General features: G+C 72.2%; 17 protein-coding genes. 10 read left to right on the top strand and 7 right to left on the bottom strand.

Translation table 11 applies throughout. The annotated features are described in order from the left end of the window. Positions 1–5: 5 nt before the first annotated feature. From eda to uxaC, 3 genes are all read right to left on the bottom strand, one after another. Complete coding sequence (eda, locus tag CAE01nite_RS02345; RefSeq protein ID WP_146899295.1) at positions 6–629, bottom strand: bifunctional 4-hydroxy-2-oxoglutarate aldolase/2-dehydro-3-deoxy-phosphogluconate aldolase; 624 nt, start codon at positions 627–629, stop codon at positions 6–8. Positions 630–770: 141 nt separating this feature from the next. Then, complete coding sequence (locus CAE01nite_RS02340) at positions 771–1,544, bottom strand: IclR family transcriptional regulator (RefSeq protein WP_146899292.1); 774 nt, start codon at positions 1,542–1,544, stop codon at positions 771–773. Between the two features lie 68 nt (positions 1,545–1,612). Further along, positions 1,613–3,046 (bottom strand): glucuronate isomerase, encoded by a 1,434-nt coding sequence (uxaC, locus tag CAE01nite_RS02335; protein WP_146899289.1) that lies wholly within the window; start codon positions 3,044–3,046, stop codon positions 1,613–1,615. A gap of 197 nt (positions 3,047–3,243) precedes the next feature. On the opposite strand from uxaC, the gene CAE01nite_RS02330 reads away from it, so the two are divergent. The 3 genes from CAE01nite_RS02330 (at position 3,244) to CAE01nite_RS02320 (ending at position 7,406) form a co-directional block, all read left to right on the top strand. Then, positions 3,244–4,281: a LacI family DNA-binding transcriptional regulator gene (locus CAE01nite_RS02330; protein ID WP_146899287.1), complete on the top strand. Its 1,038-nt coding sequence runs from the start codon at positions 3,244–3,246 to the stop codon at positions 4,279–4,281. Continuing rightward, complete coding sequence (locus CAE01nite_RS02325) at positions 4,278–5,795, top strand: mannitol dehydrogenase family protein (protein ID WP_222595791.1); 1,518 nt, start codon at positions 4,278–4,280, stop codon at positions 5,793–5,795. Before CAE01nite_RS02330 ends, CAE01nite_RS02325 begins: the two co-directional genes overlap by 4 nt. 171 nt (positions 5,796–5,966) lie before the next feature. Further along, positions 5,967–7,406, top strand: a complete 1,440-nt coding sequence (locus tag CAE01nite_RS02320; RefSeq protein WP_146899285.1) for a tagaturonate epimerase family protein — start codon at positions 5,967–5,969, stop codon at positions 7,404–7,406. Positions 7,407–7,509: 103 nt separating this feature from the next. Here CAE01nite_RS02320 and CAE01nite_RS02315 read toward each other — a convergent pair whose 3' ends face one another. Further along, a complete protein-coding gene (locus tag CAE01nite_RS02315; protein ID WP_146899282.1) occupies positions 7,510–9,063 on the bottom strand; it encodes a UxaA family hydrolase in 1,554 nt (517 codons plus the stop codon). Positions 9,064–9,261: 198 nt separating this feature from the next. Continuing rightward, positions 9,262–10,488 carry a D-mannonate dehydratase ManD gene (manD, locus tag CAE01nite_RS02310; protein ID WP_146899279.1) on the bottom strand — a complete coding sequence of 409 codons (1,227 nt, stop codon included), beginning with the start codon at positions 10,486–10,488 and terminating at the stop codon, positions 9,262–9,264. 233 nt (positions 10,489–10,721) lie between these two features. On the opposite strand from manD, the gene CAE01nite_RS02305 reads away from it, so the two are divergent. The 6 genes from CAE01nite_RS02305 to CAE01nite_RS02280 all read left to right on the top strand — a co-directional run bounded on the left by CAE01nite_RS02305 (position 10,722) and on the right by CAE01nite_RS02280 (position 17,454). After that, positions 10,722–11,786 carry a LacI family DNA-binding transcriptional regulator gene (locus CAE01nite_RS02305; RefSeq protein ID WP_307724965.1) on the top strand — a complete coding sequence of 355 codons (1,065 nt, stop codon included), beginning with the start codon at positions 10,722–10,724 and terminating at the stop codon, positions 11,784–11,786. 73 nt (positions 11,787–11,859) lie between these two features. After that, positions 11,860–13,095 (top strand): ABC transporter substrate-binding protein, encoded by a 1,236-nt coding sequence (locus CAE01nite_RS02300; RefSeq protein WP_146899274.1) that lies wholly within the window; start codon positions 11,860–11,862, stop codon positions 13,093–13,095. 2 nt (positions 13,096–13,097) lie between these two features. Continuing rightward, positions 13,098–14,240: an ABC transporter ATP-binding protein gene (locus CAE01nite_RS02295; protein ID WP_146899271.1), complete on the top strand. Its 1,143-nt coding sequence runs from the start codon at positions 13,098–13,100 to the stop codon at positions 14,238–14,240. Beyond that, on the top strand, positions 14,237–15,181 hold the full coding sequence (locus tag CAE01nite_RS02290) for an ABC transporter permease (RefSeq protein ID WP_146899268.1): 945 nt from the start codon (positions 14,237–14,239) through the stop codon (positions 15,179–15,181). The genes CAE01nite_RS02295 and CAE01nite_RS02290 overlap by 4 nt, the downstream gene beginning before the upstream one ends. Further along, positions 15,181–16,098: an ABC transporter permease gene (locus tag CAE01nite_RS02285; RefSeq protein ID WP_146899265.1), complete on the top strand. Its 918-nt coding sequence runs from the start codon at positions 15,181–15,183 to the stop codon at positions 16,096–16,098. The genes CAE01nite_RS02290 and CAE01nite_RS02285 overlap by 1 nt, the downstream gene beginning before the upstream one ends. A gap of 105 nt (positions 16,099–16,203) precedes the next feature. Continuing rightward, positions 16,204–17,454: an AGE family epimerase/isomerase gene (locus CAE01nite_RS02280; protein WP_146899262.1), complete on the top strand. Its 1,251-nt coding sequence runs from the start codon at positions 16,204–16,206 to the stop codon at positions 17,452–17,454. 24 nt (positions 17,455–17,478) lie between these two features. On the opposite strand, the gene CAE01nite_RS02275 is transcribed toward CAE01nite_RS02280, so the two are convergent. Then, positions 17,479–18,525 carry an aldo/keto reductase gene (locus CAE01nite_RS02275; protein WP_146899259.1) on the bottom strand — a complete coding sequence of 349 codons (1,047 nt, stop codon included), beginning with the start codon at positions 18,523–18,525 and terminating at the stop codon, positions 17,479–17,481. A gap of 101 nt (positions 18,526–18,626) precedes the next feature. Here CAE01nite_RS02275 and CAE01nite_RS02270 point away from each other — a divergent pair, with 101 nt between their 5' ends. Further along, complete coding sequence (locus CAE01nite_RS02270; protein ID WP_146899257.1) at positions 18,627–19,091, top strand: tRNA (cytidine(34)-2'-O)-methyltransferase; 465 nt, start codon at positions 18,627–18,629, stop codon at positions 19,089–19,091. Positions 19,092–19,172: 81 nt separating this feature from the next. On the opposite strand, the gene CAE01nite_RS02265 is transcribed toward CAE01nite_RS02270, so the two are convergent. Then, positions 19,173–21,749, bottom strand: coding sequence for an ATP-dependent Clp protease ATP-binding subunit (locus CAE01nite_RS02265; protein WP_146899254.1), 2,577 nt, complete (start codon positions 21,747–21,749; stop codon positions 19,173–19,175). Between the last annotated feature and the right edge of the window lie 111 nt (positions 21,750–21,860).

Genomic DNA, 21,860 nt, shown 5'->3' with positions numbered 1-21,860 from the left:
CGGGGTCAGGCCTGCGTGAGCGCGACGGCCTCGGCGGTGAGGGTCCGGATGCCCTCGAAGTCGCCGGCCCTGACGCGGTCGCGCGGGACCATCCAGGAGCCACCCACGGCGGCGACGGACGCGATGGCCAGGTACTCGTGCAGGTTCTTGGGTCCGACGCCGCCGGTGGGCACGAAAGACACGCCACCGAACGGCGCGGCGAGCGCCGCGATGGCAGGGGCGCCACCGGAGGTGCCGGCGGGGAAGAACTTCACCGTCGTCAGGCCCAGCTCGAGGGCAGCCTGGATCTCCGTGGCGGTGACCGCGCCGGGCAGGGCGAGGACGCCCTTCTCCTGGCAGCGCTCGACGACGGCGCGGCTCAGCCCCGGCGAGACGACGTAGGAGGCGCCCGCCGCGACGGCCTGGTCGACCTGCTCGGGGGTCAGCACCGTGCCGGCACCGAGGAGGATGTCACCGCGGTCGGCCATGGCGCGGATCGAGTCCTGCGCCGCGGCGGTGCGGAAGGTGACCTCCGCGACCGGCAGACCGCCGGCGACGAGGGCGGCGGCCAGCGGGTCGGCGTCCTTGGCGTCGTCCAGCACGACGACCGGTACCAGACGTGCGGCACGCAGGGAGGTCAGCACATCCATGAGGCTTCCGTTTCGCTAGGTGAAATGCATGTATCGTTCTGCGGAACAAGGGTGGCACACCGGGCGCCTGGGCTCAAGGCTCGACGGCGGGTCGTGCAGATCACGACGTCCCGGTGGCGGCGGTCGGGGCGGCGCAGGCCCTCACGGGAGGCGCAGGCCGGCGGGGAGGAGCGGCGGCAGGACGGTGCGGACCTGCTCATGCAGCCACTCCACGCGCTCGGGGCTCATCCGCTCGACCGGGGCCGTCACGCTCACCGCGGCAACGGCGGCGCCCGAGCGCAGGAGCGGCACCGCGACGCAGCTGATGCCGGGCTCGTTCTCCTCGACCTCGGTCGCGTAGCCACGGGCGCGCGCCCGCTCCAGGACCTCCCAGACGTGCCCGGGCTCGGCCCCGTCGACCTCCCCGGCGGCCCTGACGTAGCCGGCGAGCATGGAGCGGTCCGTGCCACGGAACGCCAGCAGGGCCCGCCCCAGCGCGGTCGTGACGGCGGGGCTGCGACGTCCCACGGCGGACCACACCCGGACCGATCGCTCCGGCTCGACCTTGTCCAAGTAGACGACGTGGGTCCCGCTGAGCACGCCGAGGTGCACGAGCTCGTCCGCGGCGTTGCAGAGCGCGACCAGCGCCGCGTGGAGCAGCACGGGCAGGTTCTCGTCGCTGAAGAAGTCGTCCGACAGCTGGGTGGCGGCCGGTCCGAGCACGTACCCGCCGGACGCCGGGTCCTGGGTGACGAACCCCCGGAACCGCAGCGCCGCGAGGGCGCGATGGGCGGTCGACTTGTTCAGGCCGAGCTCGGTGGCGAGCTCGGCGAGGCCCATGCCCCGCGCCCCGGCGCGGGCCAGCAGCTGCAGCGCCAGCAGCGCCCGGTCGACGCTCTCGACCGGGGACGCCCCGTCGCCGGACGGCTCCGTCATCGCAGCTCCTCCCCGTGCGGTCACCTGCGGTCGGCTGTGGTCGACATGTCGGCTGTGGTCGGCCGACGTCAGCCCAGCGCGGGGTACGCCGCCTTGGGCAGGTGGTAGGCCAGGTCCTGCGCGACCTCGACGGCCTCGTCGAGCTCGAGCCGGTGCTCGGCCACGAGGCGGGCGAGGTAGCCGGCGTCGATCCGGCGCGACAGGTCGTGCCGGGCCGGGATGGAGAAGAACGCGCGGGTGTCGTCCACGAAGCCGGTCGTGTTGTAGAACCCGGCGGTCTCGGTGACGAGCTCGCGGTAGCGGCGCATGCCGTCGGGCGAGTCCAGGAACCACCACGGCGCCCCGAGCTTCATCGCCGGGTAGACCCCGGCCAGGGGGGCGAGCTCCCGGGAGAACACCGTCTCGTCGATGGTGAAGACGATGAGGCGCAGGTGGGGGTCGTGCCCGAACCGCTCCAGCAGCGGACGCAGGGCGTAGGTGTACTCGGCCTGCACCGGGATGTCGTAGCCGACGTCGGCACCGCGCGCGGCGAAGACGCTGCCGCTGTGGTTGCGCGCCACACCGGGGTGCAGCTGCATGGTCAGGCCGTCCTCGGTGGACATCCGCGCCATCTCGGTCAGCATGTGGCCGCTGAACGCGGTCGCCTCCGCGGCCGTGACCTCGCCGCGCAGCGCGGCGTCGAAGATCCGTGCGGCGTCGGCGTCGCTCAGCGGGGTGGTGTCGGCCAGGAGGTGCCCGTGGTCGGTGGCGCGGGCGCCGGCGGCGACGAACGCCCGGCGCCGCTGCTCCAGCGCGCGCAGGTACCCGGTGTAGGAGTCGACGGCGACGTCGGCACGCTCGGCGAGCAGCCGGACGTCGTCCGCCCAGCCGTCCCGGTCCACGAACAGCAGCGCGTCGGGACGGAAGGTCGGGACGATCCGCTGACCCCACCCCCGCTCGGCGAGCGCGGCGTGGTCGGACAGCGTCGCGGTCGCCGGGTCGGTCGTGGCGAGGATCTCCAGGTCGAACCGGTCGAACAGCGCCAGCGGGCGGTACTCGTCGGTCGCCAGCTTGGCGGAGATCTCGTCGTAGAGCGTGTCCGCGGTCTCGGCGGACGGCCGCGCGCTGAGCCCGAAGACCTCCACGAAGACGTGCTCGAGCCAGTACCGGGTGGGGGTGCCGCGGTAGAGCTTCCAGTTCGCGCAGAACGTGCGCCAGATCGCGCGGGGGTCGGTCTCGACCGCGCCGCCGTCCTTGCGCGGGACGCCCAGCGCGTCGTGCGGGACGCCCTGGGAGACGATCATCCGCACCAGGTAGTGGTCGGGGACGACGAAGACCTCGGCCGGGTCGCCGAAGTGCGCGTCGGCGTTCAGGGCCGCCGCGTCGACGTGCCCGTGCATCGACACGATCGGCAGGTCGCGGGTCTGCGCGTACACGGTCCGGGCGATGTCACGGGTGACCGCGTCCGCCGGCAGGGCGCGGTCGGGGTGCAGCGTCCAGGCACCTGCGGACGGAACGGTCACTGGAGACCTCCACGATGAGACTGAGTGAAACGCGATGAACGCTGATTCTCACGCATCGGTGCTGCTCAGGCAAGGGCACGCACCCGAGCGGGACCGCTCTTGCCGATGTCCCATGAAACGTGATGCAATGCGTTTCACCTGCACGCGCACCACAGCACACCATCCCGTGCACGAACCCGCACACCACCGGAGGGCCCGTGGTCACGCTGCGCGACGTCGCGCGAGCTGCCGGCGTCTCCGCCGCGACGGCGTCGCGGGCTCTGGCCGCCGAGCCCGGCGCGGTGGCGACCGACCGCCGCGAGCGGGTCCTGCGCGCGGCCGACGAGCTCGGGTACCGCCGGCCCGGGGCGACGGCGTCGGGGCCCCCGTCTCGACGGGTCGGCGTGATCGTGCCGGACATGGAGAACCCGTTCTTCTCCGGGGTGGTCAAGGGCATCGGGCACCGCGCTCGCGACGCCGGGGTCACCGTGTTCGTCGCGGACTCCGACGAGGACTCGCGGGTGGAGGCCGACCTCGTGCGGCAGCTCGCCTCGCAGGTCGACGGCCTGGTGCTCTGCTCGCCCCGGATGTCCGACGACGCCCTCGCCGCGCTGCCCGGGGACCTGGCGGTCGTCCTGCTGAACCGTGAGGCGCCCGGGCTGCCGTCGATCGTCGTGGACAACTCCGACGGCGTGCGGCAGGCGCTCGAGCACGTGCACGCGCTGGGGCACCGCCGGATCGCCTACGCGGGCGGGCCGGTCGACTCCTGGTCGGACCGCGAGCGCCGACGCGGTCTGGCCGCGGCCGTCGCGGCCCTCCCCGACGTCGACGTCGTGCAGCTGGGCCACTTCCCGGCCGCCTTCTCCGGCGGCGTCGCCGCGGCGGACCTCGTCGTGGCCACCGGTGCCAGCGCGGTGATCGCGCACAACGACCTGGTGGCGCTGGGGGTCCTGGACCGGCTGCGCGCCCGCGGGGTCGACGTCCCCGGCCGCGTCTCGGTGGTCGGGTTCGACGACGTCCCGGCCGCGACCCAGGTCTCCCCCGCCCTCACGACCGTCGGCATCCCGATCCGGACCCTCGGCCGCACCGCGGTCGACCTCCTCCTCGAGCTCGCGCCCCGCCCCGCGGGCCCCCGCCCCACCCCGCAGGTGCGGCGCATCGCCGTCTCCCTCGTGGTCCGCGGCTCCACCGGCCCGGCCCCGGCACCAGGCCCCCGTACCGACCTGACCCTCCCGACGAAAGCTGGCCACGCGTGACGACCCCCGACTCCCTGCCCCGCCTGTCGCTCGCCACCCTCGGTCTCCTGCCCACCGGGGACGCGGTGCACGGGCCGTCCGTCGACCCGCGGGCGGCGACGGTCGGGATCGTCCACCTCGGCGTCGGCGCGTTCCACCGTGCGCACCAGGCCGTCTTCACCGAGGAGGCAGCGGCGGCGGCGGACGAGACGACGTGGGGCATCCTCGGCGTGACCGGGCGCAGCCCGCGGGTGGCCGAGCAGCTGGTCCCGCAGGACGGTCTGTACGGCGTGCTGACCAAGGGCCGCGGGACGACCTCGCTGCGGGTCGTCGGCTCCATGCGCGGCGCCGCGTCGCTGACGGGGGACTCCGAGCGTGTGCTGGCCGCCATCGCCGCGCCGAGCACGCACATCGTCTCCTCGACGGTCTCGGAGAAGGGCTACCGTCGCGCCGCGACCGGCAACTCTGACGTGGCCGACCCGGACCTGGCCGCCGACGTGGGTGCGCTCACCGCCGAGCTGACCGGCGGCAGCGCGGGGGCCGCGTGCCGTACGCCGGTCGGCGCGCTGGTCCGCGGCCTGGCGCGTCGTCACCGCGACCACGGCGCGCCGCTGACGGTGGTGTGCTGCGACAACATGACGGACAACGGCCGGGTGGTCGAGCGCCTCGTGCACGGCATCATCGACGCGGTCCCCGGGCGTGAGGCCGCGGTGCTGCGCGCATGGGTGCAGGACAGCGTCCGGTTCCCGGTGAGCATGGTCGACCGCATCACGCCGGCCACCACCGACACCCACCGCACCGAGGCCCAGGCGCTGTCGGGCCTGCGGGACGAGGCGCTCGTCGTGGCCGAGCCCTTCCTGCAGTGGGTGATCGAGGACCTGTTCGCCGGTCCCCGGCCGCGGTGGGAGCTCGTCCCGGGCGCCACGATCACCGACGACGTCGCGCCCTACGAGCGCGCCAAGCTGCGGATGCTCAACGGCACCCACTCGACCGTCGCCTACCTGGGCGCCCTCCGGGGGCACCGGCTGATCGACCAGGCGGTCGTGGACCCGGAGGTCGGCGAGCTGGCCCGGCGCCTGCTCGACGAGGACGTCATCCCGACCCTGACCCCCCCGGCCGGCCTGGACCTGGCCCGCTACCGCGACGACATCCTCGAGCGCTTCGCGAACCCCAGCACGGGGTACACCACCCTGCAGGTGGCCGCGGACGGCTCCCTCAAGGTGCCGATCAGGCTGCTGAGCGTGATCGCCGACCGGCTCGAGGCCGGCGTCGTGGCGGACGCCGCGATCCGGTCGGTCGCGGGCTGGCTGGCCTTCGTCGCCCGCGGCCGGGACGTCGACGGTGGGACGCTCCCGCTCGAGGACCCCATCGCGGACCGGCTCCGCGCCGCGGCCGCGGGCTCCGCCGGCGGCCTGGTGGACCGCATGCTCGAGCTCGAGGACGTGTTCCCCGAGGCCGTGCGTGAGCACGACGGCGTCCGCACCGCACTGCGCGCGGAGGTCGCCGACCTGCTCCGGATGGTCCCCGCGGGCTGACCCGCACACCCCGAGACGCTCACCGGGCGCCCGCGGCTCGAGCCTGCGGCGGCGGACAGCAGCACGACGAGGGCACAAGACTCGGACGCCGCCGGCGTCCGGCACCCGTCCGCCAGGCCCTGCGCCGACGGACGGTGACCGCAGCATCGCGAACTGCAGGAAGGACGAACCATGACGCTACGCAACGAGGTGTACGAGGCCGATGTCGTCCACACCGGACCCGGACGGCTGCTGCGTGTCAGCGCGGCGGAAGCGGCGGCGCTCGGGCCGTTCGACGGGAGCAGCGCGGAGGGTGGGGGCGGGTACGTCCTCGAGGGGCCCCTGACCGCCGCCAACGCCGCCGCCCTGCGCACGGCCTTCCCCCACCTGCGGCCCTCGTTGATCGGGAACCAGCGGACGTCGGTGGGTACCGGTGACCGGCTCGGCCTGGCCACCCCGGGTCACGTCCGCGCCTTCACCGAGTCGGGTGCCGGTGTGGTCCCCGTCTTCGCCCAGCAGTCGATCCGGGAGATGGACCGCCTCGGCCGTGACGCTCAGAGCGTGATGGACGCTGCCACCTTCGGCTGCGTCGAGGCAGGCTGGGAGGGCGCGGTCGGCGCCGACTGCGACCACATCAAGACGACCGAGGGCATCGACCGCGGGCTCGCCGCCGGCTTCACGATGTTCACCCTGGACCCGGGCGACCACGTCGTCGACATCCGGGGCGGCGTGAGCCAGGCGCAGGTCGACGCGCTGCCGTGGGCCGAGCTCGAGGACGACCTCGCCTCGTTGCGCGCGCGGTACGTCGGCACGACCCTCGACCTGGGCGACCGGCAGCTGACCGTCGGCGAGGACGAGATCGTCGCGGCAGCCGTCAAGTACAGCGGGTGCGTCGTCGACGCGCGCCGCCTCTACCGCCACGTCATGGACAACGCGCGGCACGACGTCGAGGTGGAGATCGCCGTCGACGAGACGGACTACGTCACCAGCTTCGTCGAGCACTACTACCTCGCGGCCGAGCTCCGTCGTCTCGGCGTGGAGTGGGTGAGCTTCGCGCCCCGGTACGCCGACGGCTTCGAGAAGGGCGTCGAGTACCTCGGGGACCCGGAGGCGCTGAGGGCGAACCTCTCCGGGCACCGGGCCGTCGCCGACGTGCTGGGCGGGTACAAGATCTCGCTGCACTCGGGGTCGGACAAGTTCAGCGTGTACCCGCTGGCGGTCGAGGCGACGGGTGGCCGGATCCACCTCAAGACGTCGGGGACGAGCTACCTGTGCGCCCTGGAGGTCGTCGCGAGGTCTGCTCCCGAGCTCCTCGCCGAGATCTGGGACGTCTCGCGACCGTCCTTCGTCCGCGCGCGCGCCTCCTACCAGGTGTCCGCCGACGTCGAGAAGACCCCGGTGCGGCTCGACGGCGTGGACCTGACCGAGCTCGTCGGGACCTTCGACTCCCGCCAGATCCTCCACGTGGGCTACGGCGACTCGCTCAACGCCGTCGGCGCGGACGGTCGGCCGCTGCGGGACCGTCTGCTCGAGGTGCTCGTCGACCACCACGACGACTACGCCTCCGTCCTGGGAGACCACCTGGGCCGGCACATCGCCCCCTTCGCCGCGGCCGCCGGTCACGCCCGGTGAGCTCCCCGGGCTGACCTCGCGGGGCTGACCCGTCGCTGCACGGCGCGGCCCCCTGACCGATCCTTCCGGTCAGGGGGCCGCGGTGGTCCGGCCCGGGGTCCGGTCAGGTGACCGTGCCGAGCTGCCAGGGGATGAACTCCTCCTGCCCGAGCGCCAGCTCCTCGCTCACCGTGACCTCGCCGGACGCGACCGCGATGATCCGCTCGAAGATCTCGTCGCCGACCTCGGTCACGCTCGCCGTCCCGTCGACGATCCGGCCGCAGTTGAGGTCCATGTCCTCGGTCATGCGCTCGTACATCTCGGTGTTCGTGGCGAGCTTGACGACCGGCGTCGGGCGGGCGCCCAGGACGGACCCCCGCCCCGTGGTGAAGCACACGACGGTCGCCCCGCCGGCGACGATCCCGGTGACCGACACGGGGTCGTAGCCGGGGGTGTCCATGAACACCATGCCGCGCTCGGTAACCGGCTCCGCGTACTCGTAGACGGCCGACAGGTCCGCCTGCCCGGCCTTCGCCACGGCACCGAGGGACTTCTCGAGGATCGTCGTCAGGCCGCCCGCCTTGTTGCCGGGCGACGGGTTGTTGTCCAGGCTGCCGCCGCCGGCCGCCGCGTACTCCTGCCACCACTCGAGCCGGTCGAGCAGCTTGCGGCCCACGGCCTCGGACACCGCGCGGCGCGTGAGCAGGTGCTCGGCCCCGAACACCTCGGGGGTCTCGGCGAGGATCGACGTGGCGCCCGCGGCGACCAACCGGTCCGAGGCGTGCCCCAGCGCCGGGTTCGCAGTGATGCCGGAGTAGCCGTCCGAGCCGCCGCAGTTGAGGCCGAGCACGAGCTCGCTGATGGGGGCCGGCTCGCGGCGGCGCTGGTCCAGCACCGGGAGCATGGCGTTGATCTTCTCCACGCCGGCCCGCACGGTCGCCCGGACGCCGCCGGTGTCCTGGATGGTCAGGGTCTCCACGAGGGTGTCGTCCGGCAGGTCCAGCCCCTCGACCAGCGAGGTCACCGGGATCATCTCGCAGCCCAGGCCCAGGACCAGGAGGCCGCCGAAGTTCGGGTGCCGGGCGTACCCGCGCAGGGTCCGGACCAGCATGTCGGAGCCCTCGCTGCCGGGCACGAGCCCGCAGCCGCTGCCGTGGGTGAGCGCGACGACGCCGTCGACGTCCCCGTAGGCGTCCAGCGACATCCCGGCGAACTGGGCGGCGATCATCTTCGCCGTCGACGCCGAGCAGTTCACCGAGGTGATGACCCCGATGAAGTTGCGGGTGCCGACCTTGCCGTTGGACCGCCGGTAGCCCTGGAACGTGCGCGTCTCGCCCACCGGCGCGGGCAGCGCGGTGCGGACGGTCCCGAACTCGTGGTGCCGGGCGGTGTCGTCCATGCCCAGGTTGTGGCCGTGCACGTGGTCACCGGGCGCGATGTCGGCCGTGGCCAGGCCGATGGACTGGCCGTACTTGTGCACCGCCGAGCCGGCCGGGACGGTCCGCACGGCGAGCTTGTGGCTGCGCGGGACGTCGCCGGGCAGCACCATCTCGCCGTGGTCGGTGAGCACGCGGGTCCCGGCCGGCAGGTCCCGGGTGGTGACCGCGACGTCGTCGTCGGGGCGCAGCAGGAGGGCGCAGTCGGGGAGGGCGAGAACCCCCGGGTGGGTGGTGGTCATGGCCAGGCCTCCAAGAGCCTCACTGCGGGGTGGACGGTGGCTCCCAGCACGGGCGGTGCGCCCGCCGGGGCGGCGTGACGGGACGTCGGCGTCCTGGGTCGGACCCCATGGTAAGCGCAATCCGGCCCCGCCCGTCAGGGCCGTCCCACGAGCAGGCACGCCGGGCGGGCGGTCGCTGCGCCGGGGCCGCGCCCGGCGTCACCAGTCGTGCAGGGTGCCGTCGAGCAGCCGGTTCACCGGCAGGTACGCCGGAGCGTACGGGAAGGTCGCGGCCAGGTCCTCGTCGTACTCCACGCCCAGACCCGGGTTCTCACCGGGGTCGAGGAGGCCGTCGGTGAACGTGTAGCTCGTCCGGAAGACCTCCAGCGTCGTGTCGTTGTGCTTCATGTACTCGACGATGCCGAAGTTGTGCAGCGCGATGCTCAGGTGCAGCGCCGCCGCCATGCCCACCGGGGAGATGTCGGTGGGGCCGTGGAAGCCCGACTTGATCCCGTAGACCGCGGCGAAGTCCATGAGCTTCTTCATCGCGGTGATGCCGCCGCCGTGCGTGACCGACGACCGCACGTAGTCGATGAGCTGCTCGGTGATCAGCGTCTGGTAGTCGTACACGCTGTTGAGCACCTCGCCGATGGCGAGCGGCGTCGTGGTCATCGCCCGGACGCGGCGCAGCGCCTCCTGGTTCTCCGCCGGCGTGCAGTCCTCGAGCCAGAACAGGTCGTGGGGCTCCAGCGAGCGGCCGACCTGAGCCGCCTGGTTCGGGGTGAGCCGGTGGTGGGCGTCGTGCAGCAGCGGCAGCTCCGGACCGAACTCCGCGCGCACCGCCTCGAACACCCCGGCGATGTGCCGCACGTAGAAGCCGGTGTCCCAGCCCTCCTCGACCGGGACCGCGGTGCGTCCGGCGGGCTCGTAGTCGTACTTCTGCCCGCGCGCCTGGTCCGTGCCGACGCCGTACACCTTCTTCAGCCCCGGCACGCCGGTCTGCACCCGGATCGCTCGGAACCCCTCGTCCAGGTGGTTGCGCATCGAGTCGAACAGCGCCTCGAGCGTCGAGCCCGAGGCGTGCCCGTACGCCAGGGCGCCACGGCGGCTCCGTCCGCCGAGCAGCTGGTAGACCGGCAGGCCGGCCACCTTGCCCTTGATGTCCCACAGCGCCATGTCGACGGCGGCGATCGCGGTCATCGTCACCGGTCCGCGGCGCCAGTACGCGCCGCGGTACAGGTACTGCCACGTGTCCTCGATGTCGTGCGCCTCACGGCCGACCAGCAGCGGGGCCACGTGGTCGCGCAGGTAGGACTCGACGGAGCGCTCGCGCCCGTTGAGGGTGGCGTCCCCGAGCCCGACGACGCCGTCGGTGGTGGTCAGCCGCAGCGTGACGAAGTTGCGCCCCGGGCTGGTCACCAGGACGTCGACCTTCTCGATCTTCATGGGGTCCGTCTCGGTGTCGCGCGCCCGGCGCAGCCGCGCCGGTGCGGGCGTGGCGTCTCGTCGTCGAAACGCTGATGAGTGAGGGTCGCAACGATCATGACGGAGTCGGTCACAGCAGCGCAAGAGCCGGAGCGCGCATGAGCAGCCAGGACGGTGCGCACCGTCAATCCAGGTCCAGTCAAGGTCACGATTTGGTGACGCAGCCTTGACGTTGCGCTGCAAGCGATTGCAGAGTGTGCCCAGCGCCACACCGAGGTGGTCGCCCGACGAGGGGAGCAAGGCCAGTGCCGGTCAGCGCCCGTGATGTCGCCCGAGTCGCCGGGGTGTCGGTGTCCACCGTCTCCCGCGCGCTGACCCGGCCCGACGACGTCGCCCCCGAGACCCGGACGCGGGTCCTCGACGTCGCCCGGGGCCTGGGGTACCTGCCCAACCCCGCGGCCCGGTCCCTCATCACGGGGCGCACGGGCAACATCGGCCTGGTCGTGCCGGACCTCGAGAACCCGTTCTTCGCCTCCATCACCAAGGGCTTCCACGCCCGCGCCCGCAGCTTCGGCTACGCGGCCTTCATCGCCGACTCCGACGAGGATCCGGCGGCCGAGCCCGAGCTGGTGCGCAACCTCGCCAAGCAGGTGGACGGGCTGGTGCTCTGCTCGCCCCGAGGGCCCGAGGAGGTCATCGCCGGGATGGCGCGGGACTGCCCCCTGGTCCTCGTCAACCGCACGTGCGGCGACGTCGCGACCGTGACCGTCGACGACCACGACGGAGTCCGGCAGGCGATGGTGTACCTGCAGGCGCTCGGGCACCGGCGCATCGCCTTCGCCGGGGGGCCGCGGGCGTCCTGGTCCAACGCCCGCCGGCTGTCCGCGTTCCGGTCGGTCGGCGCCCAGCACCCCGACACCGAGCTCGTCGAGCTCGGCTTCTTCAGCCCGCACGTCTCCGGCGGCACCGCTGCCGCGGACCTGCTCATCGCCAGCGGGGCGACCGCCGCGCTGGCCTACAACGACCTCGTGGCGTTCGGCCTGCTCGAGGGCCTCCGGCGCCGCGGCGTCGTCGTGCCCCGCGACATGAGCCTGGTCGGCATCGACGACATCCCGATGTCCGGCCTGGCCCACCCGGGCCTGACCAGCGTCGGGACACCCCTCGTCAACGTCGGTCGCGCCGCGGTGGACACCCTGGTCGCGATGGTCCGCGACCCGACCGCACCGGCCCTGCACCAGGACGACCTCCCGGTGCAGCTGGTCGTCCGGGGGTCCACGGCGCCGCGCCGCACGGCTCCGGCCCACGCGGGCCCCGGCTGACCCCGTCCCACCTGCTTCCCACCACAACCGAGGACGAGGTCGTCCTCGGTACGACAAGAGAAGAGATCACCCTATGCGAGCCACCCGACCACTCCACCTCATCGCGAGCGTCGCGACGCTCGGCCTCCTGCTCGGGGCGTGCAGCGCCCCGAACGCGGACGCCCCCGCCGCCCCGGCCGAGAGCGCCGCCGCCGGCGACGTCCCCGAGACCCCGTCGGCCGCCGTCGACCTGAACATCCTCGACGTCGGCGGCGTCCAGAAGGTCATGGGCGCGGCGATCGAGGACTTCGCCGAGGAGAACCCCGACATCGTCTCGTCCGTGACGTTCGAGACCGGCGGCGCCCCCGACCTCGTCGGGACGCTGAAGCCGCAGGTCGACACCGGGAACCTGTCGATCGACCTCGTGCTGACCGGCAACGACGGCCTGTCCTCCGGGATCACCGAGGACCTCTGGGTCCCGCTCGTCGACGACTTCGGCGACCGCCTGGGCAACCAGGAGAACTACATCGAGCCGGCCGCGGCGATGCAGGAGCTCGCGCAGAACTACGGCGTCCTGCTCACCTGGACCCCCGGTGGCCCGCTGATCAGCTACAACCCCGACGCCGTCCCCGAGGCCGACGTCCCGGCGAACCCGGAGGAGATCCTCGCCTGGGCGAAGGCCAACCCCGGCAAGTTCGGGTACGCCCGCCCCGCCAACAGCGGTCCCGGCCGCACCTGGCTCCAGGGTCTGCCGTACATCCTGGGCGACTCCGACCCCAAGGACCCCGAGAACGGCTGGGACAACACCTGGGCGTACCTCAAGGAGCTCGGCCAGTACGTCGACAACTACCCGACGGGTACCGGCCAGGTCATCACGAACATCTCCGACGGGACCTGGTCGATGACCCCCATCACGATGGGCTGGGACATCGAGCCGCGGGTCGACGGCCGCGCGCCGAACACGCTGGAGGTCGCGACCATGGACGAGTTCACGTGGATCAGCGACTCCCACTTCGCCGTGATGCCCAAGGGGCTGTCGGCGGACAAGCAGTCGGCCATCCTGCTCATGCTGAACGACCTCCTCACGCCGGAGCAGAACGCGAAGGCGTACGACAACGGCTACCTGTACCCGGGCCCGTCCATCGAGGGTGCGACGCTGGACAAGGCGCCCCAGGAGATCCAGGACGAGATCTCCGAGTTCGGCCGTGACTGGTACGACGCCGAGATCGAGGACCACACGATCGAGACGCAGCTCGACGCCGAGAGCATCGTCAAGGCGTTCGACATCTGGGACCGCGAGGTCGGCGCCGGGAAGTTCGAGGCCCAGTAACCATGGCCATCGCCGCAAGCAAGTTCGAGTCGCTGGAGCTGCGGAACGTCGGTCGCAGCTTCGGTGGTGCCAACGCCCTGGTCGACCTCAACCTGACGGTGCGTGCGGGCGAGTTCATCGCCCTGCTCGGCCCGTCGGGCTGCGGGAAGTCCACCGCGCTGAACTGCCTCGCCGGGCTCCTGCCGCTCACCCACGGCGAGATCCGCATCGACGGCGAGCGTGTGGACACGGTCGCCGCCGAGAGGCGCGGGTTCGGGATGGTGTTCCAGAACTACGCCCTCTTCCCGCACCTGACGGTCGAGAAGAACATCGCCTTCGGGCTGCAGATGCGCAGCGTCGCCAAGCCCGAGATCAAGCGCCGCGTCGCCGAGGCGCTCGCCCTGGTCAAGCTCGAGCAGCACGCCAAGAAGCTGCCCGGGCAGCTCTCCGGCGGTCAGCAGCAGCGCGTGGCGATCGCCCGCGCCGTCGTGCTCGAGCCGCGCCTGGTGCTCATGGACGAGCCGCTGTCCAACCTCGACGCCAAGCTCCGCCTGGAGATGCGCACCGAGATCCGTCGCCTCCACCAGTCCCTGGGCCTGACGACGATCTACGTCACCCACGACCAGGAGGAGGCCCTGTCCATGGCGGACCGCCTCGTCGTCCTGCGCGAGGGACGCGTCCAGCAGGTCGGCACCCCCGAGGAGCTCCACAACGCGCCGGTGAACTGGCACGTCGCGGACTTCATGGGGTACCGGAACCTCATCGACCTGGAGGTCACGGCCGTGAACGGCGATGCCGTCGTGGTCGAGGGTCGCGGCCTGACGCTGCGCGGCACCGCTGTGGAGCGGGCCACCGTCGGCGACACCGTGCGGGTCGCGATCCGCCCGGAGGACCTCGTCGTGGTCTCGCCGTCGGTTCCCGTGCGGGGTGGCAACTCCACCACCGCGACCGTCTCGGTCGTGGAGTACCACGGCCGCGAGTTCGCGGTCGGCGTCATCACGCCCGGTGGGCAGGCGCTGCACGTGCGCTCGGACTTCCCGCCGGCGATCGGGACCGCCGTCGAGCTCACCGCGAGCCCGGAGCGCGTGCGGGCCTACCCGGCCGAGCTCGTCGACCCCTCCACCCTGTCCGTGGAGGAGCGGGAGCTCGAGGAGGTGCGTCGATGAGTGCCCCGGCCGTGGGTCGGGGCAAGCGGGCGCAGACGACCAGGTCGACGGCGAGCCTGCGGCACCGGCTGGCCGAGCGTGGGGTGGACAAGTCCCTGCTCATGCTGGTGCCGGCGATCATCTTCGCGATCGCGCTCTTCGTGTACCCGTTCAGCTACGGGGTCGGGCTCACGTTCCAGCCGTCGCTCGCCACGCAGGACCAGTGGGGCGCGGGGATCTGGTCGAACTACGTCGCGTTCTTCCGTGACCCGTTCGTCTTCGACTCCATCTACCTGACGATGCGGCTGGCGCTGCCGGTCGCGCTGTTCAACGTGCTGGTCTCGATCCCCGTCGCCTTCAAGCTCCGCCACAGGTTCCGGGGCAAGAAGGCACTGACCATCCTGCTGGTCCTGCCGATCACGCTCGGTACGGTGCTCACCGCGCAGGGCATGCTCATCTTCGCCGGGCGCCAGGGATGGCTGAACCGCTTCCTCGTCTCGACCGGCCTCGTCGACGAGCCGCTCACCCTGGTGAACAACTACTGGGGCGTGCTGTTCTCGCTGATCATCTCGGGCTTCCCGTTCGCCTTCCTGCTGATCTCCTCGTACCTGTCGGGCATCGACCCGTCGATCGAGGCCGCAGCCAAGACGATGGGCGCGGACTGGAAGCAGCGCTTCCGGCGGATCATCCTGCCCCTGCTCGCGCCGGGGCTGGCCACCACGTTCATCCTCACGTTCGTGCTGGCCTTCAGCGTCTTCCCGTCGGCACGCCTCGTCGGGGACGCGTCGGGTGAGACGCGGGTCATGGCGCTGATGGCGTACCGGTCGTTCGGTGAGCTGAACGACTACCCGATGGCGTCCACGATCGCCGTGATGATGGGGCTGGTGGAGCTCGTCGTCATCGCCCTCGTGCTGCTGTGGCGGGCGTCCATGTTCAAGGGCTCCACCGGAGGGAAGGGCTGATGGCCGCGCACACCACCGCACCGGGGGTCGACCTCCCGCTGCCGAAGCCCCGGACCAAGGGCACGTCCCGCGCGCCGGGCGAGAAGTCGCTCGTCGCCTCCCCCACGACCTGGATCGTGTGGGCCGGCGTCGCGGCGTTCTTCATCTACCTCCTGGGCATCCTGATCAGCGTGATCGTGGACTCCCTCGGCAGGCCCTGGTTCGACAGCTGGCTCCCGGAGAACGCCACGACGGACTGGTACACCGGCGCCTGGGAGCGCTTCGGGATGGCTCAGGTCATCGGGGTGACGCTCACCGTGGCGATCTCGGTGATCGTCCTGTCGGTCCTCATCGGGGTGCCGGCGGCGTACCTGCTCGCGCGGCGGAGCTTCCCGTTCAAGCGGATCCTCACGCTGCTGTTCCTGCTGCCCGTGCTGATGCCGCCGATCACCTACGGCATCCCGCTGGCCACCGTGATGTACAACTTCGGCCTCGGCCGGTCGCTCCTCGCGGTGATCCTGGTCAACCTCGTGCCGTCGGTGCCGTTCGTCATCATGACCATGACGCCGTTCATCGAGCAGATCAACCCGACCATCGAGAACGCGGCCCGCATGTCCGGGGCGAACATGCGGATGGTGTTCCAGAAGATCCTGCTGCCGCTCCTGGTCCCCGGGATCCTCGCCGCCGCGGTGCTCGTGCTGGTCCGCACCGTGGGGATGTTCGAGCTGACGTACCTGGTCTCCGGGCCGGGGTCGGACACCCTCGTCGTGGCGATCTACCGCGCCATGACCGCGTCCGGCGGCGGCGAGGCACGCCAGCTCGTGTCGTCCATGGCGGTCGTCTACACCGTCACGATGATGGTGATCCTCATCATCGCGCTGCGGTACGTCAGCCCCACGCAGCTCGTGGCCCGGGTCAAGGAGTCCCGCGAGGACTGACCCACCGGGCAGCGGCACCGACGACGACGGCCCGGGCGGGTTCGCCCGGGCCGTCGTCGTCCCCCGTCGAACGCGCTCCCCGCCCCCCTCCCCATCGGAGACCTCATGACGTCCCCCGACCCGCCCGCCCTCACCCGGTTCGCGATCGACTCCGCCGAGCACCACCGGTGGCTGGAGGCCGAGGGCCGCCGCCTGCTCGACTTCGGCCGCGCCGCTGCCCTGCCGGACGGCGGCTTCGGGTGGCTCGACGCGCGCGGCACCGTCACCGACGGCCTGCCCGCTCGCCTGTACGTCACCTGCCGCATGACGCACGTCTACGCGCTGGGCACCCTGCTCGGGGTCGAGGGCAGCGAGGCGCTCGTCGACCACGGGCTCACCGCGCTGACCGGCCTGTTCCGGGACGCCGAGCACGGCGGCTGGTTCGGGTCCGTGGCGGACGGCGAGCCGGTGGACGACACCAAGACCGCGTACCCGCACGCGTTCGTCGTCCTGGCCGCCGCCGGCGCGACCATCGCCCGCCGGCCGGGCGCCCCCGAGCTGCTCGCGGAGGCGCTCGACGTCGAGGAGCGGCACTTCTGGGACGACGGCGCCGGCATGGTGGTCGAGTCCTGGGACCGGACCTTCACGACCCTGGACGCGTACCGCGGGATGAACTCCGCGATGCACACCGTCGAGGCGTTCCTCGCCGGCTACGCCGCGACCGGCGACGACCGCTGGCTGGACCGTGCGCTGCGCATCACCCGCCGCGCGCTGGCCAACGCCCGGGACCATGCGTGGCGCCTGCCCGAGCACTACGACGCCGACTGGCGACCGCTGCTCGAGCACAACAGCGAGACGCCGGACGACCCGTTCCGCCCGTACGGCTCGACCATGGGCCACTGGCTGGAGTGGAGCCGGCTCACCCTGCACCTGCGCGCCGCGCTGGAGGCTCGCGGAGGTACGCCGACCGACGACCTGCTGGACGGCGCCCGGCGGCTGTTCCGCGCCGCCGTCGCGGAGGGCTGGTCCGTGGACGGCCAGCCCGGGTTCATCTACACGGTCGACTGGGCCGGCAACCCGCGCGTGCGCCAGCGCCTGCACTGGGTGATGTGCGAGGCCCTGGGTGCGGCGACGGCGCTGTGGTCGGTCACCGGCGAGGACGAGTACCGCGACCTGTACGCGACCTGGTGGGGCTACGCCGACCGGTACCTCATCGACCGGGTCGACGGGTCGTGGCACCACGAGCTCGACGTGGCCAACCGGCCGGCCCAGACGATCCGCCCCGGGAAGGCGGACGTCTACCACGCGCTCCAGGCGACCCTGCTGCCGCGCCTGCCGCTGGGGCCGGCCCTGGCGTCGTCGCTCGCCGCGCGCTGACCGTCCCGGTGGGACGCGCCGGCGTCAGCGGGCGGTGCCGTCCACGGCGTGCGGCTCGATCGCGGCGAGCTCGTCCGGTGTGAGCGGCGGTGCGGACAGCGCGGCGACGTTGTCCTCGAGCTGCGCCACGCTGCTCGACCCGATCAGCGCGGACGTGACGCGCTCGTCGCGCAGCACCCACGACAGCGCGAGCTGCGCGAGGGACTGGCCACGCCCCGAGGCGATCTCGTCCAGCGCCCGCGCCCGCGCCAGGTACGTCTCGTCGATGCGCTCGGGCTTGAGGAAGTGCCCGACGGCGGCGCGGGAGTCGGCCGGGACCTCCCCGGACAGGTAGCGCCCGGTGAGCAGCCCCTGCGCGAGCGGGGAGAACACGATCGTGCCCAGGCCCAGGTCCCCGACGACGTCCAGCAGGCTCTCGCCCGCGCCGCCGTCGGCGCCCGGCCGGGCCTGCTCGATGTGGCGGTTGAACATGGAGTAGGACGGCTGGTGGATCAGCAGCGGCGTGCCCAGGTCGGCGAGCACCCGGGCCGCCTCACGGGTCTGGGCGGGGCTGTAGTTGGAGATCCCCGCGTACAGCGCCCGGCCGCTGACGACGGCGGTGTGCAGCGCCCCCATCGTCTCCTCGACCGGGACCGACGGGTCCGGCCGGTGGGAGTAGAAGATGTCGACGTAGTCCAGCCCCATCCGGGCCAGGGACTGGTCCAGCGACGACAGCAGGTACTTGCGCGAGCCGCCGTCCCCGTAGGGACCGGGCCACATGTCGTAGCCCGCCTTGGACGAGATGACCAGCTCGTCGCGGTACGGGCGCAGGTCCCGGGCCAGGTGCCGGCCGAAGTTCTCCTCCGCCGACCCGTACGGCGGCCCGTAGTTGTTCGCGAGGTCGAGGTGGGTGACCCCGAGGTCGAAGGCCCGCAGCAGCACGTCGCGCTGCGTCGCGTACGGCGTCGTGTCGCCGAAGTTGTGCCACAGCCCCAGGGACAGCGCCGGCAGGTCCAGCCCGCTTCGTCCGCTGCGGCGGTACGGCATGGCCGCGTAGCGGTCGTCGGCGGCGCGGTACGGCGTCAGGGTCATGGTGTCCTCTCGGGCGTGCACGGTCCAGGGACCCGGCGGCGCGGAGCGGTCCGCGGGTTCGGGGCGGCGGCCAGCGTAGCGAGGGTGCGACCATCGTCGGCGTGGTCCGCATCCTCTTCTTCGAGCCCCGCATCCCGCAGAACACCGGCAACGCCATCCGCCTCGCCGCGGTCACCGGCGCCGAGCTGCACCTCGTCGAGCCACTGGGCTTCGACCTGTCCGAGCCGAAGCTGCGCCGGGCCGGGCTGGACTACCACGACCTCGCCCACGTCGTCGTGCACCCGGACCTGGCCGCCGCCTGGGCGGCGTTCCCCGGCGCCCGCGTGCTGGCGTTCACGACCCGCGCCACCACCGTGTACACCGACGTCGTCTACCGGCCCGACGACGTCCTGCTCTTCGGGCCCGAGCCGACCGGGCTGCCGGACGAGGTGCTCGCCGACCCGCGGATCGCCGACCAGGTCCGCATCCCCATGGTCCCCGGGCGACGGTCCCTGAACCTCACGAGCTCGGCGTCGATCGCCGTGTACGAGGCGTGGCGGCAGCTGGGGTTCGACGGCGGGCTGTGAGCGCGCTCGGCACGAGGCCGGGCACGGCAGAGCCCGGACCCGCGGGATGCGGATCCGGGCTCTGCGGTCGAGCGAGGGAGGTCAGCCGACCTGCGGCATCACTCCGGTGTCACCGGCGGACGACGCCGGCGGCGCGGGCGGGACGTCGATGCCGGAGCCGGGGGTGCCGAGGGCACCGATCCCGACGGGCTCGAACGTCCGGTCGCCCTTGGGGACGCCCTGGAAGGTGAACTCCCCGAGCAGGCCCTCGCCGACGGCGTCGACGATGACCTTCTGACCGGCCTGGAGCTCGCCGAACAGGATCTTCTCGGACAGCTGGTCCTCGATGTCCCGCTGGATCGCGCGACGCAGCGGGCGCGCCCCGAGCACCGGGTCGTAGCCCTTCTCCGACAGCAGCTTCTTGGCCGCCGGCGTGAGCTCGATCGCCATGTCCTTGTCCGCCAGACGCAGGCTGAGCTTGCTGATCATCAGGTCGACGATCGCGAAGATCTCGGGCTGCGACAGCTGCGGGAACACGACCACGTCGTCCACGCGGTTGAGGAACTCCGGCCGGAAGTGCTGCTTGAGCTCGTCGTTGACCTTGGCCTTCATGCGCTCGTACGACGTCGACAGGTCGCCGCCGGCCTGGAACCCGGTCTGCACGCCCTTGGCGATGTCCCGGGTGCCGAGGTTGGTCGTCATGATGATCACGGTGTTCTTGAAGTCGACCACCCGACCCTGGGAGTCGGTCAGGCGACCGTCCTCGAGGATCTGCAGCAGCGAGTTGAAGATGTCCGCGTGCGCCTTCTCGACCTCGTCGAAGAGGACGACCGAGAACGGCTTGCGGCGCACCTTCTCGGTGAGCTGACCACCCTCGTCGTACCCGACGTAGCCGGGGGGCGAGCCGAAGAGCCGGGAGACCGTGTGCTTCTCGGAGAACTCGCTCATGTCGAGCTGGATGAGCGCGTCCTCGTCGTCGAACAGGAACTCCGCGAGCGCCTTGGCGAGCTCGGTCTTCCCGACGCCGGTGGGCCCGGCGAAGATGAACGAGCCACCGGGACGCTTCGGGTCCTTGAGGCCGGCCCGCGTGCGGCGGATCGCCTGGGACAGCGCCTTGATGGCGGCGTCCTGGCCGATGACCCGCTTGTGCAGCGCGTCCTCCATGTGGAGCAGGCGCGCGCTCTCCTCCTCGGTCAGCTTGAACACCGGGATGCCGGTCGCGATGGCGAGCACCTCGGCGATCAGGTCCTCGTCCACCTCGGCGACGGAGTCCAGGTCACCGGACTTCCACGCCTTCTCCTTCTCCAGGCGCTTGAGCCCGAGCTGCTTCTCGGTGTCGCGCAGGCGCGCGGCCTTCTCGAAGTCCTGCTCGTCGATCGCCGACTCCTTGTCGCGGCGCGCGACGGCGATCTGCTCGTCGAGCTCGCGCAGCTCCGGCGGAGCGGTCATCCGGCGGATGCGCAGGCGCGCGCCCGCCTCGTCCACGAGGTCGATCGCCTTGTCCGGCAGGAACCGGTCGTTGACGTACCGGTCGGCCAGCGTCGCCGCCGCCACGAGGGCGCCGTCGGTGATGGACACCCGGTGGTGGGCCTCGTACCGGTCGCGCAGGCCCTTGAGGATCTCGATGGCGTGCTTGAGGTTCGGCTCGGAGACCTGGATCGGCTGGAACCGGCGCTCCAGGGCCGGGTCCTTCTCGACGTACTTGCGGTACTCGTCGAGCGTGGTGGCGCCGATCGTCTGCAGCTCGCCGCGCGCCAGCATCGGCTTGAGGATGCTGGCGGCGTCGATCGCGCCCTCGGCGGCACCCGCACCGACCAGGGTGTGGATCTCGTCGATGAACAGGATGATGTCGCCGCGGGTGCGGATCTCCTTGAGGACCTTCTTCAGGCGCTCCTCGAAGTCACCGCGGTAGCGGGAGCCGGCGACCAGCGCGCCGAGGTCCAGCGTGTAGAGCTGCTTGTCGCGCAGGGTCTCGGGCACGTCACCGCGCACGATGTCCTGCGCCAGGCCCTCGACGACGGCGGTCTTGCCGACGCCGGGCTCGCCGATCAGCACCGGGTTGTTCTTGGTGCGGCGGGACAGCACCTGCATGACCCGCTCGATCTCCTTCTCGCGCCCGATGACCGGGTCGAGCTTGCCGTCGCGCGCCGCCTGGGTGAGGTTGCGCCCGAACTGGTCGAGGACCGCCGAGCCGGCGGGCTGACCCTCGGCCGGGCCGCCGGCCGCGACCGGCTCCTTGCCCTGGTAGCCGGAGAGGAGCTGGATGACCTGCTGGCGCACCCGGTTGAGGTCGGCGCCGAGCTTGTTGAGGACCTGGGCGGCGACGCCCTCGCCTTCGCGGATGAGGCCGAGCAGGATGTGCTCGGTCCCGATGTAGTTGTGGCCGAGCTGCAGCGCCTCGCGCAGCGACAGCTCGAGCACCTTCTTGGCACGCGGGGTGAAGGGGATGTGGCCCGACGGCGCCTGCTGGCCCTCGCCGATGATCTCCTGCACCTGGGAGCGCACGGCGTCCAGCGAGATCCCGAGGGACTCCAGCGCCTTGGCTGCGACACCCTCACCCTCGTGGATCAGGCCCAGGAGGATGTGCTCGGTGCCGATGTAGTTGTGGTTGAGCATCCGCGCCTCTTCCTGGGCGAGGACGACCACCCGGCGGGCTCGGTCGGTGAATCTCTCGAACATGCGCACTCCTCACGAGCGACGTGCGGCCGGGATTGGCGGCCCGGCCGGGTCTTGGCAATCAGGCTAACCGCGGGGTATCGCCCGCACTGCCCGTGTTCGCCGCAGGCGTGA

Source organism: Cellulomonas aerilata (assembly GCF_007991755.1).
GTDB lineage: Bacteria > Actinomycetota > Actinomycetes > Actinomycetales > Cellulomonadaceae > Pengzhenrongella > Pengzhenrongella aerilata.
This window is presented reverse-complemented; position numbering and strand designations above follow the sequence as displayed.

Excerpts from the sequence above, each read along its gene's own strand:
- eda (WP_146899295.1), bottom strand. The coding sequence starts at position 629 with ATGGATGTGCTGACCTCCCTGCGTGCCGCACGTCTGGTACCGGTCGTC.
- CAE01nite_RS02340 (WP_146899292.1), bottom strand. The coding sequence starts at position 1,544 with ATGACGGAGCCGTCCGGCGACGGGGCGTCCCCGGTCGAGAGCGTCGAC.
- CAE01nite_RS02320 (WP_146899285.1), top strand. The coding sequence starts at position 5,967 with ATGACGCTACGCAACGAGGTGTACGAGGCCGATGTCGTCCACACCGGA.
- CAE01nite_RS02315 (WP_146899282.1), bottom strand. The coding sequence starts at position 9,063 with ATGACCACCACCCACCCGGGGGTTCTCGCCCTCCCCGACTGCGCCCTC.
- manD (WP_146899279.1), bottom strand. The coding sequence starts at position 10,488 with ATGAAGATCGAGAAGGTCGACGTCCTGGTGACCAGCCCGGGGCGCAAC.
- CAE01nite_RS02300 (WP_146899274.1), top strand. The coding sequence starts at position 11,860 with ATGCGAGCCACCCGACCACTCCACCTCATCGCGAGCGTCGCGACGCTC.
- CAE01nite_RS02295 (WP_146899271.1), top strand. The coding sequence starts at position 13,098 with ATGGCCATCGCCGCAAGCAAGTTCGAGTCGCTGGAGCTGCGGAACGTC.
- CAE01nite_RS02290 (WP_146899268.1), top strand. The coding sequence starts at position 14,237 with ATGAGTGCCCCGGCCGTGGGTCGGGGCAAGCGGGCGCAGACGACCAGG.
- CAE01nite_RS02285 (WP_146899265.1), top strand. The coding sequence starts at position 15,181 with ATGGCCGCGCACACCACCGCACCGGGGGTCGACCTCCCGCTGCCGAAG.
- CAE01nite_RS02280 (WP_146899262.1), top strand. The coding sequence starts at position 16,204 with ATGACGTCCCCCGACCCGCCCGCCCTCACCCGGTTCGCGATCGACTCC.
- CAE01nite_RS02275 (WP_146899259.1), bottom strand. The coding sequence starts at position 18,525 with ATGACCCTGACGCCGTACCGCGCCGCCGACGACCGCTACGCGGCCATG.
- CAE01nite_RS02265 (WP_146899254.1), bottom strand. The coding sequence starts at position 21,749 with ATGTTCGAGAGATTCACCGACCGAGCCCGCCGGGTGGTCGTCCTCGCC.